Below are 20112 nucleotides of genomic sequence, written 5' to 3'. Positions count from 1 at the left end.
CGCCGCCGAGGAATGAAGCAGATCCTTTTAGATGGCATTGTTGATTAGTCGACGCCGAACTTGCGCGCCGTCTCGCCGTCAGCAAGCGGCATCGCGCGCGCAGGCGTATCCGACAATAGTTGGCGAATGGCGGTAATCACCTCGTCCGGTGCCTCGCGCGGGATGAAGTGTCCGACTCCGGGAAGGACGCGTCGCTCGTAGCTGCTGGCAAAGAAGCGTTCCTTGCCTTCCGAAGTCTCCGCGAGATTGTCGGCATCATCACTGCCATGCATCATCACCGTGGGGACCTGGATCGGCGGATTCTCGCGCAGCCGCTTTTCAAGCTGCTCGTGCTCAGCTGCGCCCGGCACCTCTCCCCAGCGTTGCAAGTAGGCGTGTATGCTGATCGGAGCCCAGTCGTCGTTGTCCCAGGACGTGGCGGCGCTTGAAAACTCCGCATCGGTGAAATTCCATCCTGGGGACCACGTCTGCCATAGATAGCGGCAGAGGCGACGCCTGTCCTTGTCCATCGCTTCACGGCCTTGCTTGGTTGCGACCAGCCACTCGTACCAATAGGCCTTCGCCAGGTCATAGGACATATCGCCGATCGGCGTGGCCGTGGCGTAGCCGGCGGACATGGCGAGCAGGGCCCGGACGCGATCGGAAAATACTGCGCCCACGACATAAGCGGCCCGGGCGCCCCAGTCATAACCGACGATGAGGGCGTCGCGGAGATTGAGACCTTCGATGAAGTCCGCGAGGTCTTGCCCCAACGCCGCAATCGCGCCGCTTCTCAACGTCGCCGCGGAACGGAAAGTCGTGGGCGTGCAGCCGCGCAAATAAGGCGCGAGAACCCGGCAGCCGAGCCGGGCAAGTTCAGGCGCGACCTTGTCCCAGCAGTGCACGTCGTCGGGCCAGCCATGGACAAGTACCACAGGCGATCCTCGCGGATCTCCCGCTTCCTCATAGGCGATGTTCAGATGCGGAGTTTCCACGTACTTCGTCATAGACGTCTCCGTCTTGTCGATCATGCGCCAAACCCTCTAAGGGGGCGGCAATATCCGGTGAAAACCAATGCCGGCGACACAGGTTCCAGAACTGACCGGCTCCAGGTTGATATCGGCGAACGAGATCGGATCAATCTCTGCGATCGTCGTTGGCAGGGCTGCTCCAGGAGCACTTGCGCTTATGAGCGGCCCCATGAATTGATATGTGTCTGTGGAAACTTTGGGCTACGACTTAGTCCCTGCAACCGGAACTGACAGGAAATTCAATGGCACGTGTTCGCTGTATCACCGAGATGGGCATGGGCGTCGATGTTCACGGCAAGGACGCTACCAAGGCGGCCAGGCGCGCGGTCTCGGATGCGATCCGTCATTCAAGCCTCGGCTTTTTCCGCATGCTCGGCAAGACTGCCAACGACATGTTCGTCGATGTCACTATCGGCGTGCCGAATCCGGACGCGGTCGATACTGCTGCTGTCGCAAAGGAACTTCCCTATGGCACGGTGAGCGTCAGCGCTGTCAGGGGCGGCCTCGAGATTCCAGCCGAGCAGGGCAGCGATGCCATCATCATCGCCAACGCCGCCGTGATCGTAAGCCTCGAGGACGGCAAGCCGGGTTAGACTTCTCTTGCCTCATAGTTGGGCTTGCCAATTCGGTCCCGGCGTGAAAGACATGGAACAGACGGCTTGCTCATGGAGCTTGCCGCGTAGGCGTTAACGTCAACCAACGCATATCAGCACAACGGGAGTTTGTGCCATGCCTGGTTTGACCCAACAACAAACGCCTTTCGTGCTCGGTGTTTTTCTCAGCGGCACGCATAGTTTCACTAAAGATCGGCAGGACGTCGTCGTGCTGCGCAAAGGCCTCGGCGTCGAGGGCGACGCGCATTGTGGGACGCTGGTCAAGCACCGCTTCGATGCGGCGCGCGATCCGACGCGGCCAAACCTGCGGCAGGTCCACCTCATCCAAGCGGAACTCATCGACGATCTGACCCGCAAGGGCTTCGTCGTGCAGCCCGGCGACCTCGGCGAGAACATCTCCACGCGCGGGATCGATCTGATGGCGCTGCCCGTGGGCACGCGCCTGCATATCGGGCACGAGGCGATCATCGAGATCACGGGCTTGCGCAGTTGTTGCGTGCAGATCGACACGTTTCAGCCGGGAATGCTGCGCGAGATCAGCGCGCGCGTCGACGGCAAGCTGGTTCGCAAAGGTGGCGTGATGGGCATCGTCATCGAAGGCGGCGAGGTGCGGCCGGACGACGCCATCGTCGTGCGCTTGCCGGACGGACCGTTCGTGCCGCTCGAAGTGGTGTGATGAGGAACTCGAGGTCCTCGGGAGGTGGCGACGTCAAGTTGGTTGGCGCGATCGGGCCATCGGCAGAATATCGGCTGTTGTCGACAGGCGGTTCGCGCTGCAATCCACATGCAGCCCAAATCCCGTCACGCCGGGATCGCCGAGTTCAGGCCGAAGCTGGAGGCTCGGGATCAGGTAGTCGCCGCCGTTCTGCTGTCGATACGGAATCGGTGGCGTTGTCGCCAATGTCCGCATCCGCATCCGCAGGCGGTCGGCGATGAGATCGAAGCCCTTCTCGTCGAGCTGGTCGACCCGGTAGGCCACGAAGGGTGGCAGCACGTCGTAGCCCGGGTAATAGAGGATGCCGTGATTGATCGGAAACAGGAGGTCATCGATAGGTCCATTGATGCCGCGCGGCGAATAGTGCTGCTCCCAGCCGCCGGTGGTCACGATCAGCATCGCGCGCTTGCCCGCCAGCGTGCCTTCGCCGAAACGGTCGCCCCAATGACGGTCGCTATGCTCGCCGACGCCATAGGCAAAACCATAAGCATAGACGCGATCAACCCAGCCTTTCAGGATCGCAGGCATCGTGTACCACCAAAGCGGAAACTGCAGGATCAGGACGTCGGCCGATAACAGCTTCTCCTGCTCTGCCTTGACGTCGTCAGTCAGCGTGCCCGCGGCGAAGGCTTCGCTCGAGGCGGCGCCGGGCTTGAGGCGCGCATCCTTCGCCAGTGCGGGGAAGTCGGCACGATCGATTTCCGACTTCCAATTCTGCGCATAGAGATCCGATATCAGCACGTCGTGGCCCTGGGCTGTCAGCTCGGCGACGGCAACATCGCGCAGCGCGCCGTTGAGCGAACGCGGTTCGGGGTGGGCGAAAACAAGCAGCACGTTCATCGGTCGATAATCCCTGCGGAAACTGCCCCTCAGCTAGACGATCCCGGGCCGATCCACTACATCTTAGCAATGCATAAGATTGTGCCGAATAATGGATAAATCCGATATCACGCTGGAGCGGATGCGCAGCTTCGTCCGCGTCGCCGAGCGCGGCAGCCTGTCGGCGGTGGCGCGCGAACTCGGCGTCGGGCAGTCCACCATCACGCGTCATTTGCGCGAACTCGAGGAGGCCGTCGGGGTACCCTTGCTGTCGCGCACCACGCGGCGCGTGACGATGACCGACGAGGGCGGCCGCTATTATGCCAACTGCATCCAGATCCTGCGGCTGGTGGAGCAGGCCGGCGACGAGGCCCGCGGCACGCGCGGACAGCCGGCCGGCACGATCCGGATCTCCTGCACGGCGGCGATCGGCGTCCTGCACATCAGCCGATTGATCTTCGCATTTCAGGATCGCTATCCCGATATTGCGATCGATCTCAGCCTTACCGACGAGCGCGTCGACCTTGTCCGCGAAGGCGTCGACATCGCGTTGCGCTTGGGACCGCTGACGGACAGCTCGATGAAGCTGCGCCCGCTCGGCCAATCGCGGCGTCTGATGGTGGCCGCGCCCGCTTATCTCGACTCGCACGGGACGCCCTCTGTCCCGCAGGATCTCGCGCAGCACCAGGGCATCCGGATGTCGAACATCGCAGGCAGCGACATGCTGGACCTGGAGGGGCCGCGCGGCGAGCGCCACACAGTTGCGTTCGGCGGACGGCTTCGCGTCGACCACGGTCTTGCCGCGCGCGAGGCGATGGTCGCCGGCCGCGGCATCGCGCCTGCGCATCGATGGCTGGTGGACGACCTCTTGAAGGCCGGTCGACTGACAGAGATCCTGCGGCGCTATAGGCCGTCACCCGTCCCGCTGAACATGCTGGTCGTGCCGGAGCGCGCGGGCATCGCGCGCGTTCGACTCTTGATCGATTTTCTCGCCAGCGAGATCGGCTCCATCCCGGGCATTGAATCGCCGCGTTCGCGCGCCGGGAAGCGGCCTGCACAGAAAGGCTGACGCCTTGGTTGCGAACCGATCACGCCTGGCCCTGGAAGAGATTGTAGCCGGGCGTGAGCAGATTGTGCGGATCGTAGCGCCGCCTGGCGTCGCGCAGCAGTGGCCATCGCGGGCCGAAATGTTCGCGCCAATCATCCGGCGACATCGCAAAGGCGCTGACGGGATAGAGCATACCGCCCGCCTTGCGAACGCGATCGTAGAGCGCACGGTTTGCTGCAACCATCCGCGCGGTTGAAGCCGCATCGGTGTCGGACGGAATGCGGATCACGTTGAACGGAAACACGACGCTCTCGTCCGGCAACCGCACCAGCGGCGCGCGAAACGCCTCGGTTTGCATCGGGTACCAGGTGATCCGCCCGAATGGCCCGACATCCGCGTTGCTCAGTCCGCCCATGATCTCGCGCGCCATCTGTTCGGCATTGCTGCCGCGCAGGAACGTGAACAGCCAGGGCTGCGGAATGGACCACTGGCCCTTCGACCGCAGGAGGTTCTCGAACTTGGCGAAGGCCAGCGCATCCTCGCGATAAGAGAGGTCGGCGATGACAGCCTTGCCGCGGTCATCCGCGAGGTCAGCAAGCGCCGTGCTCTCGTCGGGCGCGGTGTCGCCGTTGTAGAAGATCGCGCCCTCGAGCTGATAGCGCCAGCCGCCGCTGCCGTCGGGCAGGATCGCGCCCTGCAATTGATCGAAACGCTTAGCTGCCAGGGCGCGCCGCTGATCCGTGGTCAGCGAAGCAAGGTCGCGATAAAAGAGCTGATAGCGGCGAACCCGCTCGGGTGCGCGCACCAGGCGCAAGCTGGCACGGGTGATGATGCCGCATTGGCCGAGACCGGCTCTGATGGCATCAAACAGATCGGAATTCTCGGTCGCCGAACAGGTCAGCTCCCGGCCGTCCCCGGTCACGGCGCTCAATTCGAACACGTGATCGGCCTGCATGCCGTGTCGCGACGACATCCCGCCGATACCGCCGATCGCGATCGTGCCGCCGACGGACAGGCCGAGATAATTGGTCAGCACCGGCGGCGTCAGCCCGCGTGCCAATGTTGCGTCGAGCACGCTCTGCCATGTCGCCCCGGCCTCGACCACGATGCGGTCAGCCTTGACGTCGCCGATGCGATTGAACTCGCGCATGTCGACGACGACACCATCTGTCAGCGCGCGGCCATAGGTCGAATGGCCCTGGCCGCGCGCTGCGACCTTCAGTCCGCGCTCGGCTGCCCATCGCATCAAGGTCGCGATGTCCTCGCTCTCGGCCGGCCTCAAGACCGCGCGCGGCGGCTTGTGGACGATCCTCCCGAAATCGTCCGCCGCCGCGGCGCGAACAGTTCCATCATGACTGAGCTCGCCCTTGAGCCGCGGTCCGTCGTTCGGATTGGCGTGTATTGGTGTGTTCATGTGAGCACCGGAAGCGAATGCCGCGGTAACGCCAAGACCTGCACGCAGCAGCGTGCGTCTGTCGGGGGACATGACGTGCTCCTCGATTTGAAAAGCCTGGCAAGGCAAATCAGCGCTGAGCCGCTCTGCAAATTGGGTTCACGGAGCCTGAGAGACAATCGACGCTACGCGGAATTGACCTTTCCGGAAATCGAGAAAATCAGGCCGCGTTAGAGACGCTCGCGCTTCAGTCGCTCTGCGAGCAATTCCGCGAACAGCCGTGTCTTCGCCGGCGGCATGCCGCTCGGCGGAAACACCGCCTGGACCGGAATCCGCGGCGCCTCGAACTCTTCGAGCAGGATCTCCAGCGCACCGCGATCGAACAGTTCGGCGATCTGCCAGAACGGACCGTATCCAATACCAAGGCCATGGCAGGCGGCGGCATGCGATGCGGCGACATTGTCGGTGCGGAAACAACCGCTGACGCGGACATTCCGGACGCGACCACGCACCTGGAACCGCCACGCCCCCGTCTCGCCTTCGCGAGTGCCATGCAGGATGCATTGGTGGCGGACAAGGTCGTCGGGACGATGGGGGCGGCCGTGGCGATCGAGATAGCCGGGCGCGGCGTAGACCACCGTGCGAAGCTCGCCGAGACGTCGCGCTTTCAGCGACGAATCCGGCAGATCCCTGATCCTGATCGCAAGATCGAAGCCGCCGCCGACAACGTCGATCGGGCGATCGGAGCCCTGCAGGTCGGCCTTGATGCGCGGGTAGCGCGCGATGAAGTCGGCAAGCGCGGGTGCGACGAAGGTCGAGCCGAACAGGACCGGCGCGCTGACGCGGAGCAGTCCCGATGGCTCGGCCCGCCGGCTCGCCGCTTCCAGCCGCGCCTCACTGATCTCGGAGAACGCCGGCTTGACGCGCCGATAGAACGCAAGGCCGGCTTCGGTGGCGAAGGATTTTCGCGTGGTGCGCCTGACGAGTTCGACGCCGACACTATGTTCCAGCGCCAGCAGCGAACGATTGACGGCCTGCACGGAACGGCCGAGCCGGCGCGCCGCGGCGGTCTGGCTGCCGGTCTCGATGACAGCCAGAAAGGCCTCGATTTCTTCCATCGAACCGCCTCCACATTTTCTCGAAATGCGGGAGGATATAGTGCTGATATCGATGGATGACCGCAAGGGCAGTCGGAGCGCTTCGCGATCGTGTCAGGTCGCGATGGAGCGCAGCGAGCATGACGGAGGTCGTCAATTCTCGATTATTCGGGTAACAGATTGGGAATGTCCTGCTATCTCGGTCTCGATGGTTTTCGCGGCGGCTGGGTGGTGGCCTGGATCGACGATCAGGGCAACCACGGCTTTGACCATTCGCCGCGCCTGGATCGGCTTCTCGCGGCCGCGCACAAGCGCGCCATGATCGATATGCCGATCGGCCTCACGATCAGGGGGCATCGGACCTGTGATCTGCGCGCTCGCGCATTGGTCGGCGCTTCCGTATTTCTCGGGGCGCGGCGCAATCTTTGGGAGTTTCCGGACCAGGCTTCGGCGAACCGCTACTATTGGCAGCACGAGGGCCTGGGCATGGGCGTGTCCTGCCAGCTCTGGAACATCAGGGGCAAGATCAGGGAAGTCGACGATTTCATCACACCGGAGCGTCAGGCGACGGTCGGCGAGGCGCATCCGGAACTGATCTTTCGGAATCTCGGCAGGCAAATCCGCCTGGAAGGCAAGAAGTCGGAGCAAGGTCGCGAGCAGCGGTTAAAACTGTTGGCCGAGCGGGGCTTTGTCAAACTCTCGCACTGGCTGGGACAACGTCGCGGCACCGGGATCGGACGCGACGATTTGATCGATGCCTGTGCCTGCGCGGTGGCCGCGCGAGACAGTAATGCCCGCCTCGGCGGCGATGAGGTCGACCTTCGCGGCTTGCGGATGGAGATCAATTACTAATAACGGCGGGCCTGTTCTGCGTGAGCTTCGGCGCTCTCACTTCCGCGTAACCTCCGGGAAAATCCACATCGCGACCACCATGAACGGAGCGAGCACCAGGATCGCGATCTTCGGACCGTGCTGCCCGATCGAGTCCTGGTAGAAGTACGCCGCGCAAGCGACGAGCAGCACGATGATCGATAGAGCTGTCTTGATCGGGACGGGCATCGGCATACTCCTCTATGAGGCGGTCAATCCCTGCAGCGGCAAGCGCACGAGCGCGAGCGCTGCGATCTGGACCAGACCAAGGACGGCGAGCCCGCTGCGGCTGTCGCGCCACGCGCTCGGAATGATTTGAAACACGGCGGGAATGAACAGGAACACCAGGCCGCCGAACACCACGACGGAGGTCCAGCGCAACATCTGGTGCGCAAACGAGGCCACATCCGCCAGCAGGATCACCAATAGCGCGAGATTGACGAGCACGAGCGCCCCGCCGGCCAGACCCGCGATCGATTGCGGCCTGGCGCTTGGCGGGAACATGCCGACCAGCGTGAAGAAACTGAGGCAACAGGCTGCAAAGGCCGCTGCGAACAGCGCCAGCGCCAGGACATTCGTCTCGATGCCCGCCATCGCGATTACTCCGCCGGCACGGAGCTCACGGCCGGATCGATCCGCGGCGTGCGCGCGGTCTTGCGCATGTTGCGCTTGACGAAACGCGTGTCGTAGCCGTTGAAGAGATGCCCGAGCAGGCCGCGATCCAGGTCGGAGGTGCCGAACAGCCAGTCCATGACCGGGAAGGTGAGGTTCATGTTCCGCTCCATCATGATCGATTGATCGTGATGGGCGGTGTGGTGACGGCGGATCGTGTTCACCATCGGTACGTTGCGGACGAACCAGTTCTCCTCGACATGGCAGCAGAAATGCATGAACTCGTAGATCAGGTACATCGACGTCGTCGTTGCGATCAGTAGCCATCCGACATTCGCCGAGATGATATAGCCGGCCACGATCGCGAGCGGGATCGACATCAGCGTGAAGGTCGCGAGCGCGTAAGGCGGGAAGAATGTCACGCGCCAGTCATGATGATCGGCGAAGCGCATCTCTTGATCGGTGAAGAACTGGTGATGCATCAGGGTGTGGCGATTGTAGATCGCGCGGAACGCCTTGATCTGCGAAGGGCGGTGCATCACGTAGCGGTGGATCCACCACTCGAAGAAGTTCGCGCCGAGGAAAGTTATGGGAACGATGAGCAACTCCCATGCGCGCAGGTCGCGGATATTAGCGATGTAGATGTAGAGCGCGGTGAAGCCGATCGCGTAGATGATGAAGACGTGCAGCCAGCCATTGTACCAGCCGGCGACGCGCTCCCTGTAGGTTTCGCGGTAGCGGCGCTGGCGATCCGACATGGCGGTTGTTGCGAGTTCCATGGCCGACCTCCCGATGTCGAACTGAGATGACATTCGAACTTGCGTGTGATATATCACTCATCTATCAATGCTGCAAGATGGTGGTTAACGCCATGAGGTGGCAGGAGGAAACGCATGAAGAGATTTTGCGGAGACCGTACCATCGACGGCGTCGTGGTCACGGTGGACGGCCGGCCGCTCGATCAGAGGCTCGATCTACACCGCTACACCGCGAACGGTTTCGAATGGAGCTACGAAGGCGAAGAGCCACGGCAGTTGTCGCTGGCGATCCTTGCCGAGCACTTGAACGACGCCGCCGCGGCAAAGGCGCTGGTCGAGCCGTTCATGAAGGCGGTGGTTGCTAATTTCGGCAATGAGTGGGAAATGAGCTCTGCCGACATCGACGCCGCGCTGGCGGCACTGCGGAAAGATCCGATTTCTTTTCGGGCGGCATCCTGAAACGAGCGGGGTGGAGATTTGGAAAGTGGGGCTCAGGTATAAGGCGGCGGTGCTGCACGCGCCGAAATCTCCGCTCGTCATCGAGACCGTCGAGGCGGGCGAACTTGCGCCCGAGGACGTCCTTGTCCGCGTCAAGGCAGTGGGGCTTTGCCATACCGATCTCGAGGTGATCGAAGGCAGCCTGCGCAATCCGATGCCGATCCTGCTTGGTCATGAGGCGTCCGGCATCGTCGAGCAGGTCGGCCCGAACGCGCGCGGCGTGTCGGTCGGCGATCACGTCGTCCTCTCCTGGAATCCGCATTGCGGGCATTGCTTCTATTGCGACCGCGACCTGCCGATCCTCTGCGAACCTTATCTCGCACAGGCGCCGCTCGCGGTGCAGTTCGATGGGCTGAGCCGCGCCCGTCTGGGCGATGGGCGCGAGCTCAAGCATCTGATGTATCTCGGCGCGCTCGCCGAATACTGCATCGTGCCGGCGCAGCAGGCGATCGTGGTGCCGAAGGACCTTGCCTTCGACCAGGCCTGCCTGATCGGTTGCGGCGTCATGACCGGTGTCGGTGCTGCGCTCAACGTCGCCTCTATCCATTACGGCGACAGCGCGTTGGTGATCGGATGCGGCGCGGTGGGTCTTGCGGCGGTGCAGGGCGCGCGCATGGCCGGTGCCGGCGCGGTGATCGCTGTCGATCTCGACGACGGCAAGCTTGATCTGGCCAGGCAGCTTGGGGCCACGCATGCGATCAACGCCGGCAAAGAGGACGTGATCGATCTTTCGCGCCAGTTGACCGGCGGCCGCGGCGTCGATGTCGTTCTGGAGTCGGCCGGCAGTGCACGCGCCTTTCGGATGACCAGCGAGGTGGTGCGCCCCGGCGGCGAGATCATCTGGCTCGGCAAGATCGATGTCGCGCAGGACGTCGCGTTTCGATGGGGTTCGCTGATGCAGGAAAAGCGCATCCGCCGCTCCAGCTATGGCGGTGCCCGTCCCTTACGCGACTTTCCGATGCTGGCGCGCGCCGCACTCGACGGCCGGTTGAAGCTGGAGCAACTGATCACGGCGCGAATATCGCTTGAGGAAGTCAACGAAGGTTTCGATGAGCTGCGGCGCGGCGCGGCGATCCGCAGCGTCGTAGTGTTGTGATCACGTCTCAATGGTCTTGCGGGTGAAGCTTTCGATGTAATCGAGCAGGCGATCGGACGCCTTCGCCGCTTCCTCCGGATCGCGCGCGGCGATCCGCTCGGCGACATCGGCGTGCAGGCGCGCCGACAGCGGCAGGTCGCCGACCTCCCGATAGTGCTGGTACCAGAAGCGTCGCGAGAGGCCGTGCATGAGGCCCATGGCGCGAGAGGCGAACTCGTTTCTCGCGGACTGGCTGACCAGTTCATTGAAGGCGCGATCGAGCCGCATGAAGGTCATGTCGTCGGCTTCGTCGGAGGCGCGGCGCATGTCCCTGGCGATCGTTGAGAACTGCGCGATTTCCTCCGGTGTCGCGCGCTCGGCGGCGGCGCGGGCCATCAGCCGCTCAAGCTCGCGGCGCACTTCGAGCAGGCGCATCTGTGTCCTGAGGTTGATCTGCGACACCAGGATGCCCCGTCGCGGCAGGATGACGACGAGGCCATCGCGCGCCAGCCGCTGCAAGGCCTCCCGGATCGGGGTGCGACCGATGCTTAGTTTGGCTGCCAGCGACTGTTCCGACAGGATGGTCTCGGGCGGCAAGGCGAGAGTGACGATCAGTTCCTCGAGCTGCCGGTAGGCGCGGTCGGTCAACGTCTCCTGATCGCGCTCGTCGCGTTCGGGCTCGACGCTACGCGGCGCATGGCGCAAGCTTGGCTCGCCTTTCCTCGACCTGGCAGCTTTGCTGGTGCGGGCTCGTCCGGTTCGCCTGTCGGAGGCCATCTGCCGTGATTCTCCCTCTGCTCGTCACGATGATATTTCACGCGTGACGAGGAGGGTCAATCGGGCCTCGGTGCGGTCTGGCGAGCCGCAACGCTCTCGATCAGTGCGAGATGCTTTCGAGCGTTCGACCCCTGGTTTCCTCGCCCAGCGTGAATACGACAAGAGCTGCAAGCGCGAAGGCGCCGGCGCCGAGCGCGAACACACCGGACTGCCCGGCGACCGGCAGGATGAAGCCGATCAGCGAGGGACCGATCAGCGAGCCGATGCGCCCGATCGCCGACGCAAAACCGGTGCCCGTCGCCCGCACATGGGTGGGATAGAGCTCCGGCGTGTAGGCGTAGAGCGCCGACCACATCCCGAATGCGCAGAACTGCATGCAAAGACCGGCGACGATCAACTGGGTCTGGCTGGTTGCGCCACCATAGAAATAGCTGGCGATGGCGGCGCCGAGCAGGGCGCCGATCAGCGTGGGCTTGCGTCCGAGTCTTTCGATCAGCCACGCGGCGGTGAGGAAGCCCGGAATGCCCGCCAGCGAGATCAGGATGGTGTAGAAGACCGACTTGGTCACCGGAAAACCTTTGGCCTGCAGCAGGGCGCCAAGCCACGTCGTCAGGCCATAGAAGCCGAGCAGGGCGAAGAACCAGAGGCTCCACAGCATCACCGTCCGTCGTGCATAGCCGGGCGCGAACAGCGTGGCGAGACCGCGCGTCCTCTGCACCTCGACGAATTGCGGCTCAGGTGCCGGCAGCGCGGCGCCGTTGAGCCGCTGTGACACCTTTGCCTCGATCTCCGACATCACCCGGTCGGCGCCGGCGGCATCGCCGTGGGCGGCGACCCAGCGCGGCGATTCCGGCACGTAGCGGCGCACGATCAGGACGAAGATCGCGGGGATGCCCTGCAGGATGAACACCCATCGCCAGTCGGCAAACGAGAGCACGGCGTAGCAAAGCAGGCCGGACGCGATGAAGCCGAGCGGCCAGAACCCTTCGAGCAGGGCGATGTAGCGGCCGCGTTGCTTGGCGGGAATGATCTCGGAGACCATTGATTGTGCGACGGGGAACTCCATGCCCATGCCGAAGCCGAGCAGGACGCGCGCGGCCGCCAGCGTTTCCAGCGAAGGCGCAAGCCCGCAGAGGATGCTGCCCACGCCCCAGAAGATCATGCTGACCTGAAACACCCGGGTGCGGCCGAACCGATCGGCCAGCATGCCCGCCGACGCCGCGCCGATGAACATGCCGAGGAAACTCATGCTCGAGAGCAGGCCGGCCTGCGCGGTCGACAGGCCGAAGCTCTGCTTGATCGGACCCAGCACGAAGGTAAGCGCGCCGAGATCCATGCTGTCGAAGAACCAGGCGGTGGCAATGATGGCGAAGATTCCGCGCTGGTAGGAAGTCAGTGGCAGCCGCTCGAGGCGGGCAGCAATCGCGGATGTCTGTACGGTCGATGTCGCGGCGTCAGAAAGCGGTCGCGCCAGACCGATGGAGCCGCCCGTCGTCAAGCTACTCATGTTCGTCCTCCCCGAAATGCATTTTGTGTGCTTTTGTATATATCTGACATATTACTGATATCCGCATGACGTGCAACGGGGGTATTGCCCTGGGACGTGCGGGGTGCTGCCAGATGGGGCTTTTCTTGGCGGAGCCCCGGTCTGTCGCCCGCGGGCCAGGGCGGTCCGACCCCTCTCCATCATCCCTCGGGCCAGTTCAAGGCTGTCACAGGGTTTGACGGCCGGCTGGATGAAAACGCCGCCGGGGCCGCAATATCAGGGGCAGACGATGAAGTCGTAGGGCGACATCAAGTTGGCGCGCAGCCTTTATAGGTCGAGGTCGCCTCGTTGCCTGGAAACGGTATCAACTCGGCTGTTGCTGAAGAAAGTCGTTGGCGGCGGCCATGAATTCGCCTGCCGCTTCGAAATAGGCGAGGTGGCCGGCGGCTATTTCCCGATAGGCGGCGCCGGGAATGCTGTCAGCCAGTTCGCGCGTCGTTGTGACGATCTGGTCGTGGGCGCACCCGATCACGACGGTGGGGCGCACGAGTTGTCGGGCCTGTGCGCGTACGTCGACTTGGAGATCGAGCTCGATTTGACGGGCTATTCCGTCCCAATTGGCGGCCGACATGTAACCACTGATCATGGCCTCAATCGTCATGCTACCGGCGCCGGAGACGAATGCCGGTGTCAGGCCAGAGAGCACGAGCAGTCTCGTGAACGCGTCTCGGTTGTGGCGGACGAGGTCGAGCCATAGTCTGAATTGCAGCTCCAGCCTCGGTTCGGCGCCGGAAGCAAAGCCGGCAACCAGGATGAGCGAGCGAACCAATTGGGGTGAGGCAGAGGCAAGTTGGATTGCAATCGCCGCCCCGAGGGAGTGGCCGACCAGATCGAAGCGCGCCGCGCCGGCTGCTCGGGCGACCGCGGCGACCTGGGCGGCGAGCTTCTTCAAGCTAAGCGCTCCGCCGGCGTCCGTCGTTTCTCCCGAGCCCGAATAGTCGAGGCTGATGACGGTCCGGCTCTTGCTGAACTCTTCGATGATCGGTCCCCAATGAACGTCAAGGGCGGATGTCCCGTTCACCAATACGATAGCGGGCCCACGGCCCTGGACCCGGTAGGCGACGCGAGCGTCGTCCACGATCGCCATACCCTTGCTTGACATAAATTCACCTTATCGAATGCAGCGTGACAGTTCACTGCCGCCGTACTTAGTCTCGACGGAGAGGCGACATTTGAATCTCCGCGATGTTGTATGACGTATATCATGTAAAAACCTCGAAATGATGACTGATGGGCACATTCGCGTTACGGCTGTAACAGGCGCCAGTCACGAGGGCGCCGTGCGATAAACCCGCGACTCACTCCTCGCGGCGAAAATACTCTGGCTTCCCCGTGGTCCAGGTCTCGGCCCAGAGTTGACCGCCGCCGTCGATGGTCAGCGTCTCGCCGGTGATGAATCTGCCCGAGGGCGCGGCGAGATAGGCGCAGGCTTCCGCGATGTCCCACGGCGAGCCGGCGCGCATCATCGGGTTGGAGCGCGGATAGGCGGCGCGGGCTTGTTCGCTGTAGACGTTCCAGCCTTCGCTCTCGATCGCGCCGGGCGCGACGCAATTGACTCGGATGTTCAGCGGCGCCCATTCGACTGCGACCGCGCGCGACAGGCCGATCACGCCGGAGCGCGCGGCGATCGTGTGTGCGACGCCGTAAAGCCCATGCGTGGTGACGACCACGATGTTGATGATGCTGCCAGGCGCCTTCTGTTCGCGCCAGTGCTGCGCGGCGGCCTGCATCATGTACCAGGTGCCGTTGAGGTTGGTGTTGATGACGGCATTCCAGCCCTTGATCGAGAAATCGATCGCCGCCTGCGGAAATTGCCCGCCCGCACTGTTGACGAGACAATTGACGCGACCATGTGCGGCCCAGACCGCATCGAACAGCGCGCCGACCGCGTCCGGCTCTCTTATATCGGCGGCATGCGCGGAGGCTTTCAGGTGACGGCCAGCCAGTTGCGCCGCGAGCGCGTCAAGCTTTTCCTTGTTGCGGCCGACGAGAGCGACATGCGCGCCGAGCCGCGCGAACAGAAAGGCGACCGCGCGCCCGATGCCGCCGGCGCCGCCGGAGATCACCACGACATAGTCCTGCAGCGCATCGGCTGCAAACACGGTCGGATGTCGCGCAAGTTCGTCGTCGCTCGGGCCGGCATTTGCAGAGGTTTGATCGTCACCCATCTGTCAGATCCCTTGCCACGCACGCCCATCGGTACACCAGCACATGATCCGGTGACGTTGCAATCGGGTTTTCTGAAAAGATTATGCCCGCGCAAACGTGCTACGTTGGCGCGACCAGAGCCGACTATTCCGCAAGGCACCATGAACGGGAACGTGCATTGTTCGCAGCGCCACCGCATTCCATGATGGCGCCACCTTGATCCCTCCATCCGCAGAGCCCCCATGACAGCAGAAGCGATTCGCCCCGCCGCCCATCACCAGCCCTGGTACAAGATCCTCTACATCCAGGTCCTGATCGCGATCGCGCTTGGCGTGCTGCTCGGCCATCTCTATCCCGGCCTCGGCAAGGAGATGAAGCCGCTCGGCGACGGCTTCATCGCGCTGATCAAGATGATGATCGCGCCGGTGATCTTCTGCACCGTGGTGCACGGCATCTCCTCGATGGGCGACCTCAAGCGCGTCGGTCGCGTCGGCCTGAAGGCGTTGATCTATTTCGAGACCGTCTCGACGGTGGCGCTGGCGGTCGGCCTGCTTGTCGGCAGGACACTGCAGCCCGGGAAGGGCTTCAACATCGACCCTGGCTCGATCGATCCCCATTCGGTCGCGACCTACGTGACCAAGGCAAAGGAGGAGGGGATCGTCTCGCATCTGATGGCGATCATTCCCGACAGCTTCTTCGGCGCGCTGGCGCGCGGCGACCTGCTCCAGGTCTTGCTGATCTCGATCCTGTCGGGCTTCGCCATCGCCTTCATGGGCAAGGCCGGCGAGCCGATTGCGTACGCAATCGACCAGGCCGCGAAAGTCTTCTTCGGTGTGATCCGCATCATCGTGCGCGTCGCGCCGCTCGGCGCCTTCGGCGCGATGGCGTTCACCGTCGGCGCCTACGGGCTCGGCTCGCTGTGGAATCTCGCGGCGCTGATCGGCACCTTCTATCTGACCAGCGCGCTGTTCATCCTGATCGTGCTCGGCTCGATCGCGCGGCTTGCAGGATTCTCCATCATCCGCTTCATCGGCTATATCAAGGACGAGCTTTTGATCGTGCTCGGCACCTCATCATCGGAGACGGTGCTGCCGCAGATGATCCAGAAGATGGAGCATCTCGGCGCCTCGCGCTCGGTGGTCGGCCTCGTGATCCCGACCGGTTACAGCTTCAATCTCGACGGCACCAACATCTACATGACGCTGGCGACGCTGTTCCTGGCGCAGGCGACCAACACGCCTCTGACGATCTGGCAGGAGCTCGGCATTCTGGGCATTGCCATGATCACCTCGAAGGGGGCGTCCGGCGTCACCGGAGCCGGATTCATCACGCTGGCCGCGACGCTGTCCATCGTGCCTGACATCCCGATCCAGTCGCTCGCCATCCTCGTCGGCATCGACAAGTTCATGAGCGAATGCCGCGCGCTCACCAACCTGATCGGCAACGGCGTCGCCTGCGTCGTCATCAGTCTTTCGGAGGATGAGCTCGACAAGGCCAAGCTGCACGAGACCATGGCAAACCCGCTCGAACTCGGCGAGGCACTCGAGCCGGGCGGAGGCTCCTAGGCCCGTTCGTGATGCATAGCCGACGAGGTATGCTTCTGAGCGCGTCCACAACACCAGCGGTCCCCGGTTCGAGCAACGAGCGCGTTCTCCGTGCACCCGCTTGACTAACCCATATCCATTCGGTTATGGATATATCAATAGCCAGCGGGTTATCGATCTCAAATGCCGAACGCGCACGATGAACTCTTCAGGGCGCTCGCCGATCCGACCCGGCGGGCGATCTTCGAGCGATTGTGCCGCGAGGGAGAGCAGACAGTCGGGGCTCTGACGGCTCTGGCCGGGGTCTCGCAACCGGCGGTCTCGAAGCATCTCGGGGTGCTGAAACACGCGGGACTGGTGCGTGATCGCCACGAAGGTCGCCAGACGCACTACAGCGCGCAGCTCGGCGCCTTGGCCCCGTTGATCGACTGGACCAGCCAAATGGCCGGCTTCTGGCAGAGCCGGTTCGACAACCTCGAAGATTTGCTGAAAAGGATGGATCAATGACCAACATTGCGACCGAAACGCGCTCTGTCATTGTGGAACGTGAGATACCCCATCCGCCGGAAAAGATCTGGCGCGCGCTCACGCAACCGCATTTGATCGAGGAGTGGCTGATGAAGAACGACTTCAGGCCTGTCGTTGGTCATCGTTTCAATCTTCGCGGCGAGTGGGGCGGCGTGCTTGATTGCGAGGTGCTCGCGATCGAGCCGAACAAGGCACTGTCCTACACCTGGAATTTTACCCATGACGATGCAGCCTTCAATCTAAAGAGCGTGGTGACCTTTACGCTCACGCCAACGAGCACGGGCACCCATTTGCGCATGGAGCAGTCGGGCTTCCGGCCGGACCAGAAGCAGGCTTATGGTGGCGCCCACGCCGGGTGGCAGCAGTTCTTTGCGAATCTGGAGCAGATTCTGGCGCGGACAGATTGAGACGTGCAGGTGTGCGCAATGGCCAACAGGACGTCCGGCAAGTCAACGAAGGTCGCGAAGAAGGCGGCCGCCAAGCGGGGCGATGCGAGGTCGCAGCCTCGCAAGGCGGCAAAGCCTGTGCTCCTTGCAGGCGGCAACCCGCAGATCGCGAAGGCTTACGGCGATGCCCCGGTGCAAGCCTACATCGCGGCCATGCCGGGCTGGAAAAGCGATCTCGGACGCCGCCTCGATGCGCTGATCATGCGCACCGTCCCCGGCGTGCACAAGGCGGTCAAATGGAATTCGCCGTTTTACGGCGTCGAGGGCCAAGGCTGGTTCCTCGGGATCCATTGCTTAACGAAGTACGTCAAGGTTGCTTTCTTCCGCGGCGCGTCGCTGCGTCCTGTACCGCCCGGTGAATCCAAGAGCAAGGATACGCGTTATCTGGACATCCGTGAGGATGACGAGCTCGACGAAGTGCAGTTCGTCGCATGGGTGGAGCAAGCCAGCCAATTGCCCGGCGCACGAATGTGAGCGACCGGTGGGAGGACGAGTGACAACAATGAAGCAAGCCACAGCAACCATGAAGAAGAGCAGCGCGAAGGAAGGAGAGGGCGGCTCTCCCTCTCGGCTGATAGATGCGAGGATTAGGGAACTGGGTGATTGGCGGGGCGAAACGCTTGCTCGAATCCGAGATCTCATCAAGCAGGCCGACCCCGAAGTGGTCGAGGAGTGGAAGTGGAGAGGCGTTCCGGTGTGGTCGCACGGTGGAATCATCTGCACCGGTGAAACCTACAAGAGCGTCGTGAAGATGACCTTTGCCAAGGGCGCCTCGCTCGAGGACCCGTCAGGCCTGTTCAACTCCAGCCTTGAAGGCAACACCAGGCGTGCGATCGATATCCATGAGGGCGACAAGATTGATGAAGCCGCGTTGAAGGCGCTCATTCGCGCCGCCGTGGCGCTGAACCTCTCTCAGAAGAAACCAAAGCGCGCTTGAGAAGTGTAACGATCACTCCGGCACGCCCGCCGCCCGCAGCGCCTCGGCATAGGTCCGCGCCATGGGCTCGACCGGGAAGGGGATGCGCGACAGAAAGCCCGCGATCGAAAATTCCGGCTCGACCTTCAACAATTCCCGCGCGACCTGTGCGGCGCGGTCGCGCTCCCCGCTCTTCACCAGCGCCACGGTCAGCACGCGCAGCGCCACTGCGAAGCGGCGGTTTTGCGCCAGCGCCTTCTCGGCCCAGACGATCGCTTCGGGGAAATTCCCGTCCAGGACGGCGCAGATCGCGAGCGCTCCGGAGGCGAACCAGCCGCGCGGGTCGCGGGGATTGAGCCGCTGCGCCCGCTCGATCATGGCGCGGCCGGCACGCTGATTGCCGCGCATCGCCTCGATCCAGCCGCCGAGCGTCAAGGCCATCGCCGAATTCGGATTGATCGCGAGCGAGCGGCTGAACAATTCGCGCGCCGGCTCGATCTCGTCGGCCATGTTCCAGATCGCGAACGCGGCCATCCACAGCACCTGCGCATCATTCGGCGCGAGCTCGACCGCGCGCCAGGCCAGCGCGACGGCGGTGCTGCGATAGTCCTCGTCCGGCCGCACCCAGCCCTGGAAGTGACGCAGCGCGTGGCAATAGGCGGAAGCCGCCATTGCCGGTGCGTAGGCGGGATCGATCGCCAGCGCCTGGTCAAGGCGACTGATCGCCGCCGCAATGCTCTCAGGGGTGAACTCGTAACGAAGGCTGTAGGCGCGCAGCAGCAGGTCGTATGCGTCGAGCTGGCTCGGCGGAGAGGACCGGCGGCGCTCGGCTTCAGCCAGATGCAGCGTCGGCTCGATCGCGGCCACCACGCTTTCGGTGATGCGGTCCTGCAGGTCGAACACCTCGCTGGCGTCGCCATCGAAGCGGTCAGCCCAGAGATGAGCGGCCGAACTCGCGTCGATGAGCTGGCCGCTGATCCGCAAACGGTCGCCGCCGCGACGAACGCTGCCTTCCAGCACATAACCGACGCCGAGCTCGCGGCCGACCTGCCGGATGTCGACCGCCTTGCCCTTGTAGGTGAAGGAGGAGTTTCGCGCGATCACGGACAGTCCGCTGCAGCGCGACAGCGCCGTGATGATGTCCTCCGCGATCCCGTCGGCGAAATATTCCTGCTCGGCATCGCCGCTCATATTGGTGAACGGCAGCACCGCGATTGAGGGGCCCTCGAAGGCGGCAACGGGCGAGCTCGTGCTTTCGTCATCGGCCTGCTCGCGGACCTCGCCAACGAAGCGAATGCCTTTGCGCGGCAGCGTGCGGATCAGCCGCTGCTCGTCGCCATTGTCGCCGATCGCCGCGCGCGCGGCGTTGAGCCGGCTGCTCAGCGTCGCTTCCGAGACGATGCGTCCGCGCCAGACTGCCGCGAACAGGTCATCGCGGCTGACAACACGGTCGCGTGAACGGATCAGGAATTCCAGCAGATCGAACACCTGCGGCTCGACGGCGACAAGCCGGTCGCGGCGGCGCAACTCGCGGCGCTCGGTATCCAGAACGAAGTCATTGAAATGATAAAGCAAATTTCAGGGCCTGCCGGCTGGAACGTGGGTCGCGGCGAACCTAGCACAAGGCGGCTGAGGCAAAAATCAAAGCCGTCTGAAGGATAACTCCAACTAATCTCCAAGCGGCCATGACCGGTAAGG

23 protein-coding genes are annotated in these 20112 nt (G+C 63.4%); 11 read left to right on the top strand and 12 right to left on the bottom strand.

Annotated elements, in window-relative coordinates; genetic code table 11:
* Positions 1-44 precede the first annotated feature (44 nt).
* A complete protein-coding gene (locus I6F35_RS04040) occupies positions 45-1010 on the bottom strand; it encodes an alpha/beta hydrolase (protein WP_225116345.1) in 966 nt (321 codons plus the stop codon).
* Between the two features lie 242 nt (positions 1011-1252).
* Between I6F35_RS04040 and I6F35_RS04035 the strand changes: the two genes are divergently transcribed.
* Together I6F35_RS04035 and I6F35_RS04030 are read left to right on the top strand one after the other, a co-directional pair.
* Positions 1253-1603: a Lin0512 family protein gene (locus I6F35_RS04035; RefSeq protein ID WP_225116344.1), complete on the top strand. Its 351-nt coding sequence runs from the start codon at positions 1253-1255 to the stop codon at positions 1601-1603.
* 136 nt (positions 1604-1739) lie between these two features.
* Entirely contained in the window at positions 1740-2300 is a 561-nt protein-coding gene (locus tag I6F35_RS04030) for an MOSC domain-containing protein (protein ID WP_225116343.1), read from the top strand.
* Between the two features lie 33 nt (positions 2301-2333).
* Here the strand turns inward: I6F35_RS04030 and I6F35_RS04025 are convergent, their stop codons facing one another.
* Positions 2334-3179, bottom strand: a complete 846-nt coding sequence (locus tag I6F35_RS04025; RefSeq protein ID WP_225116342.1) for an NAD(P)H-dependent oxidoreductase — start codon at positions 3177-3179, stop codon at positions 2334-2336.
* A gap of 91 nt (positions 3180-3270) precedes the next feature.
* Between I6F35_RS04025 and I6F35_RS04020 the strand changes: the two genes are divergently transcribed.
* Positions 3271-4227 carry a LysR family transcriptional regulator gene (locus I6F35_RS04020; protein WP_225116341.1) on the top strand — a complete coding sequence of 319 codons (957 nt, stop codon included), beginning with the start codon at positions 3271-3273 and terminating at the stop codon, positions 4225-4227.
* Between the two features lie 19 nt (positions 4228-4246).
* Here the strand turns inward: I6F35_RS04020 and I6F35_RS04015 are convergent, their stop codons facing one another.
* Together I6F35_RS04015 and I6F35_RS04010 are read right to left on the bottom strand one after the other, a co-directional pair.
* On the bottom strand, positions 4247-5692 hold the full coding sequence (locus I6F35_RS04015; RefSeq protein WP_225116340.1) for an FAD-binding protein: 1446 nt from the start codon (positions 5690-5692) through the stop codon (positions 4247-4249).
* A 137-nt stretch (positions 5693-5829) separates the two neighbouring features.
* A complete protein-coding gene (locus I6F35_RS04010; RefSeq protein ID WP_225116339.1) occupies positions 5830-6717 on the bottom strand; it encodes a LysR family transcriptional regulator in 888 nt (295 codons plus the stop codon).
* A 165-nt stretch (positions 6718-6882) separates the two neighbouring features.
* Between I6F35_RS04010 and I6F35_RS04005 the strand changes: the two genes are divergently transcribed.
* The gene (locus tag I6F35_RS04005) at positions 6883-7548 is read left to right on the top strand and encodes a DUF429 domain-containing protein (RefSeq protein ID WP_225116338.1); all 666 of its coding nucleotides are present in this window, start codon (positions 6883-6885) and stop codon (positions 7546-7548) included.
* A gap of 36 nt (positions 7549-7584) precedes the next feature.
* Here I6F35_RS04005 and I6F35_RS04000 read toward each other — a convergent pair whose 3' ends face one another.
* From I6F35_RS04000 to I6F35_RS03990, 3 genes are read right to left on the bottom strand one after another with little or no spacing between them, the layout of a single operon-like run.
* The gene (locus I6F35_RS04000; protein WP_201449660.1) at positions 7585-7755 is read right to left on the bottom strand and encodes a hypothetical protein; all 171 of its coding nucleotides are present in this window, start codon (positions 7753-7755) and stop codon (positions 7585-7587) included.
* Between the two features lie 12 nt (positions 7756-7767).
* Positions 7768-8160, bottom strand: a complete 393-nt coding sequence (locus I6F35_RS03995; RefSeq protein WP_225116337.1) for a hypothetical protein — start codon at positions 8158-8160, stop codon at positions 7768-7770.
* A gap of 5 nt (positions 8161-8165) precedes the next feature.
* Positions 8166-8957, bottom strand: a complete 792-nt coding sequence (locus I6F35_RS03990; RefSeq protein WP_225116336.1) for a sterol desaturase family protein — start codon at positions 8955-8957, stop codon at positions 8166-8168.
* A gap of 114 nt (positions 8958-9071) precedes the next feature.
* Here I6F35_RS03990 and I6F35_RS03985 point away from each other — a divergent pair, with 114 nt between their 5' ends.
* Together I6F35_RS03985 and I6F35_RS03980 are read left to right on the top strand one after the other, a co-directional pair.
* Positions 9072-9395: a DUF6166 domain-containing protein gene (locus I6F35_RS03985; protein WP_225116335.1), complete on the top strand. Its 324-nt coding sequence runs from the start codon at positions 9072-9074 to the stop codon at positions 9393-9395.
* Positions 9396-9420: 25 nt separating this feature from the next.
* Complete coding sequence (locus I6F35_RS03980; RefSeq protein ID WP_225116334.1) at positions 9421-10530, top strand: Zn-dependent alcohol dehydrogenase; 1110 nt, start codon at positions 9421-9423, stop codon at positions 10528-10530.
* On the opposite strand, the gene I6F35_RS03975 is transcribed toward I6F35_RS03980, so the two are convergent.
* The 4 genes from I6F35_RS03975 to I6F35_RS03960 form a co-directional block, all read right to left on the bottom strand.
* A complete protein-coding gene (locus I6F35_RS03975) occupies positions 10531-11214 on the bottom strand; it encodes a GntR family transcriptional regulator (RefSeq protein ID WP_225116333.1) in 684 nt (227 codons plus the stop codon). It abuts the gene before it with no gap.
* 172 nt (positions 11215-11386) lie between these two features.
* The gene (locus I6F35_RS03970) at positions 11387-12793 is read right to left on the bottom strand and encodes an MFS transporter (protein ID WP_225116332.1); all 1407 of its coding nucleotides are present in this window, start codon (positions 12791-12793) and stop codon (positions 11387-11389) included.
* Between the two features lie 343 nt (positions 12794-13136).
* Positions 13137-13919 carry an alpha/beta hydrolase gene (locus I6F35_RS03965; protein WP_225116331.1) on the bottom strand — a complete coding sequence of 261 codons (783 nt, stop codon included), beginning with the start codon at positions 13917-13919 and terminating at the stop codon, positions 13137-13139.
* Between the two features lie 211 nt (positions 13920-14130).
* Positions 14131-15000: an SDR family oxidoreductase gene (locus I6F35_RS03960; RefSeq protein ID WP_225116330.1), complete on the bottom strand. Its 870-nt coding sequence runs from the start codon at positions 14998-15000 to the stop codon at positions 14131-14133.
* 222 nt (positions 15001-15222) lie between these two features.
* On the opposite strand from I6F35_RS03960, the gene I6F35_RS03955 reads away from it, so the two are divergent.
* The 5 genes from I6F35_RS03955 to I6F35_RS03935 all read left to right on the top strand — a co-directional run bounded on the left by I6F35_RS03955 (position 15223) and on the right by I6F35_RS03935 (position 18435).
* Positions 15223-16545 carry a dicarboxylate/amino acid:cation symporter gene (locus I6F35_RS03955; protein WP_225116329.1) on the top strand — a complete coding sequence of 441 codons (1323 nt, stop codon included), beginning with the start codon at positions 15223-15225 and terminating at the stop codon, positions 16543-16545.
* A gap of 162 nt (positions 16546-16707) precedes the next feature.
* On the top strand, positions 16708-17031 hold the full coding sequence (locus tag I6F35_RS03950; RefSeq protein WP_225116328.1) for a metalloregulator ArsR/SmtB family transcription factor: 324 nt from the start codon (positions 16708-16710) through the stop codon (positions 17029-17031).
* The gene (locus tag I6F35_RS03945) at positions 17028-17459 is read left to right on the top strand and encodes an SRPBCC domain-containing protein (protein ID WP_225116327.1); all 432 of its coding nucleotides are present in this window, start codon (positions 17028-17030) and stop codon (positions 17457-17459) included. The genes I6F35_RS03950 and I6F35_RS03945 overlap by 4 nt, the downstream gene beginning before the upstream one ends.
* 18 nt (positions 17460-17477) lie before the next feature.
* Entirely contained in the window at positions 17478-17972 is a 495-nt protein-coding gene (locus I6F35_RS03940) for a DUF1801 domain-containing protein (protein WP_225116326.1), read from the top strand.
* Between the two features lie 28 nt (positions 17973-18000).
* Positions 18001-18435, top strand: a complete 435-nt coding sequence (locus I6F35_RS03935) for a DUF1801 domain-containing protein (protein WP_225116325.1) — start codon at positions 18001-18003, stop codon at positions 18433-18435.
* A gap of 12 nt (positions 18436-18447) precedes the next feature.
* Here the strand turns inward: I6F35_RS03935 and I6F35_RS03930 are convergent, their stop codons facing one another.
* Positions 18448-19989 (bottom strand): winged helix-turn-helix domain-containing protein, encoded by a 1542-nt coding sequence (locus I6F35_RS03930; RefSeq protein WP_225116324.1) that lies wholly within the window; start codon positions 19987-19989, stop codon positions 18448-18450.
* Between the last annotated feature and the right edge of the window lie 123 nt (positions 19990-20112).

Source organism: Bradyrhizobium sp. BRP22, from assembly GCF_020194175.1.
Taxonomy (GTDB): domain Bacteria; phylum Pseudomonadota; class Alphaproteobacteria; order Rhizobiales; family Xanthobacteraceae; genus Bradyrhizobium.
This window is presented reverse-complemented; position numbering and strand designations above follow the sequence as displayed.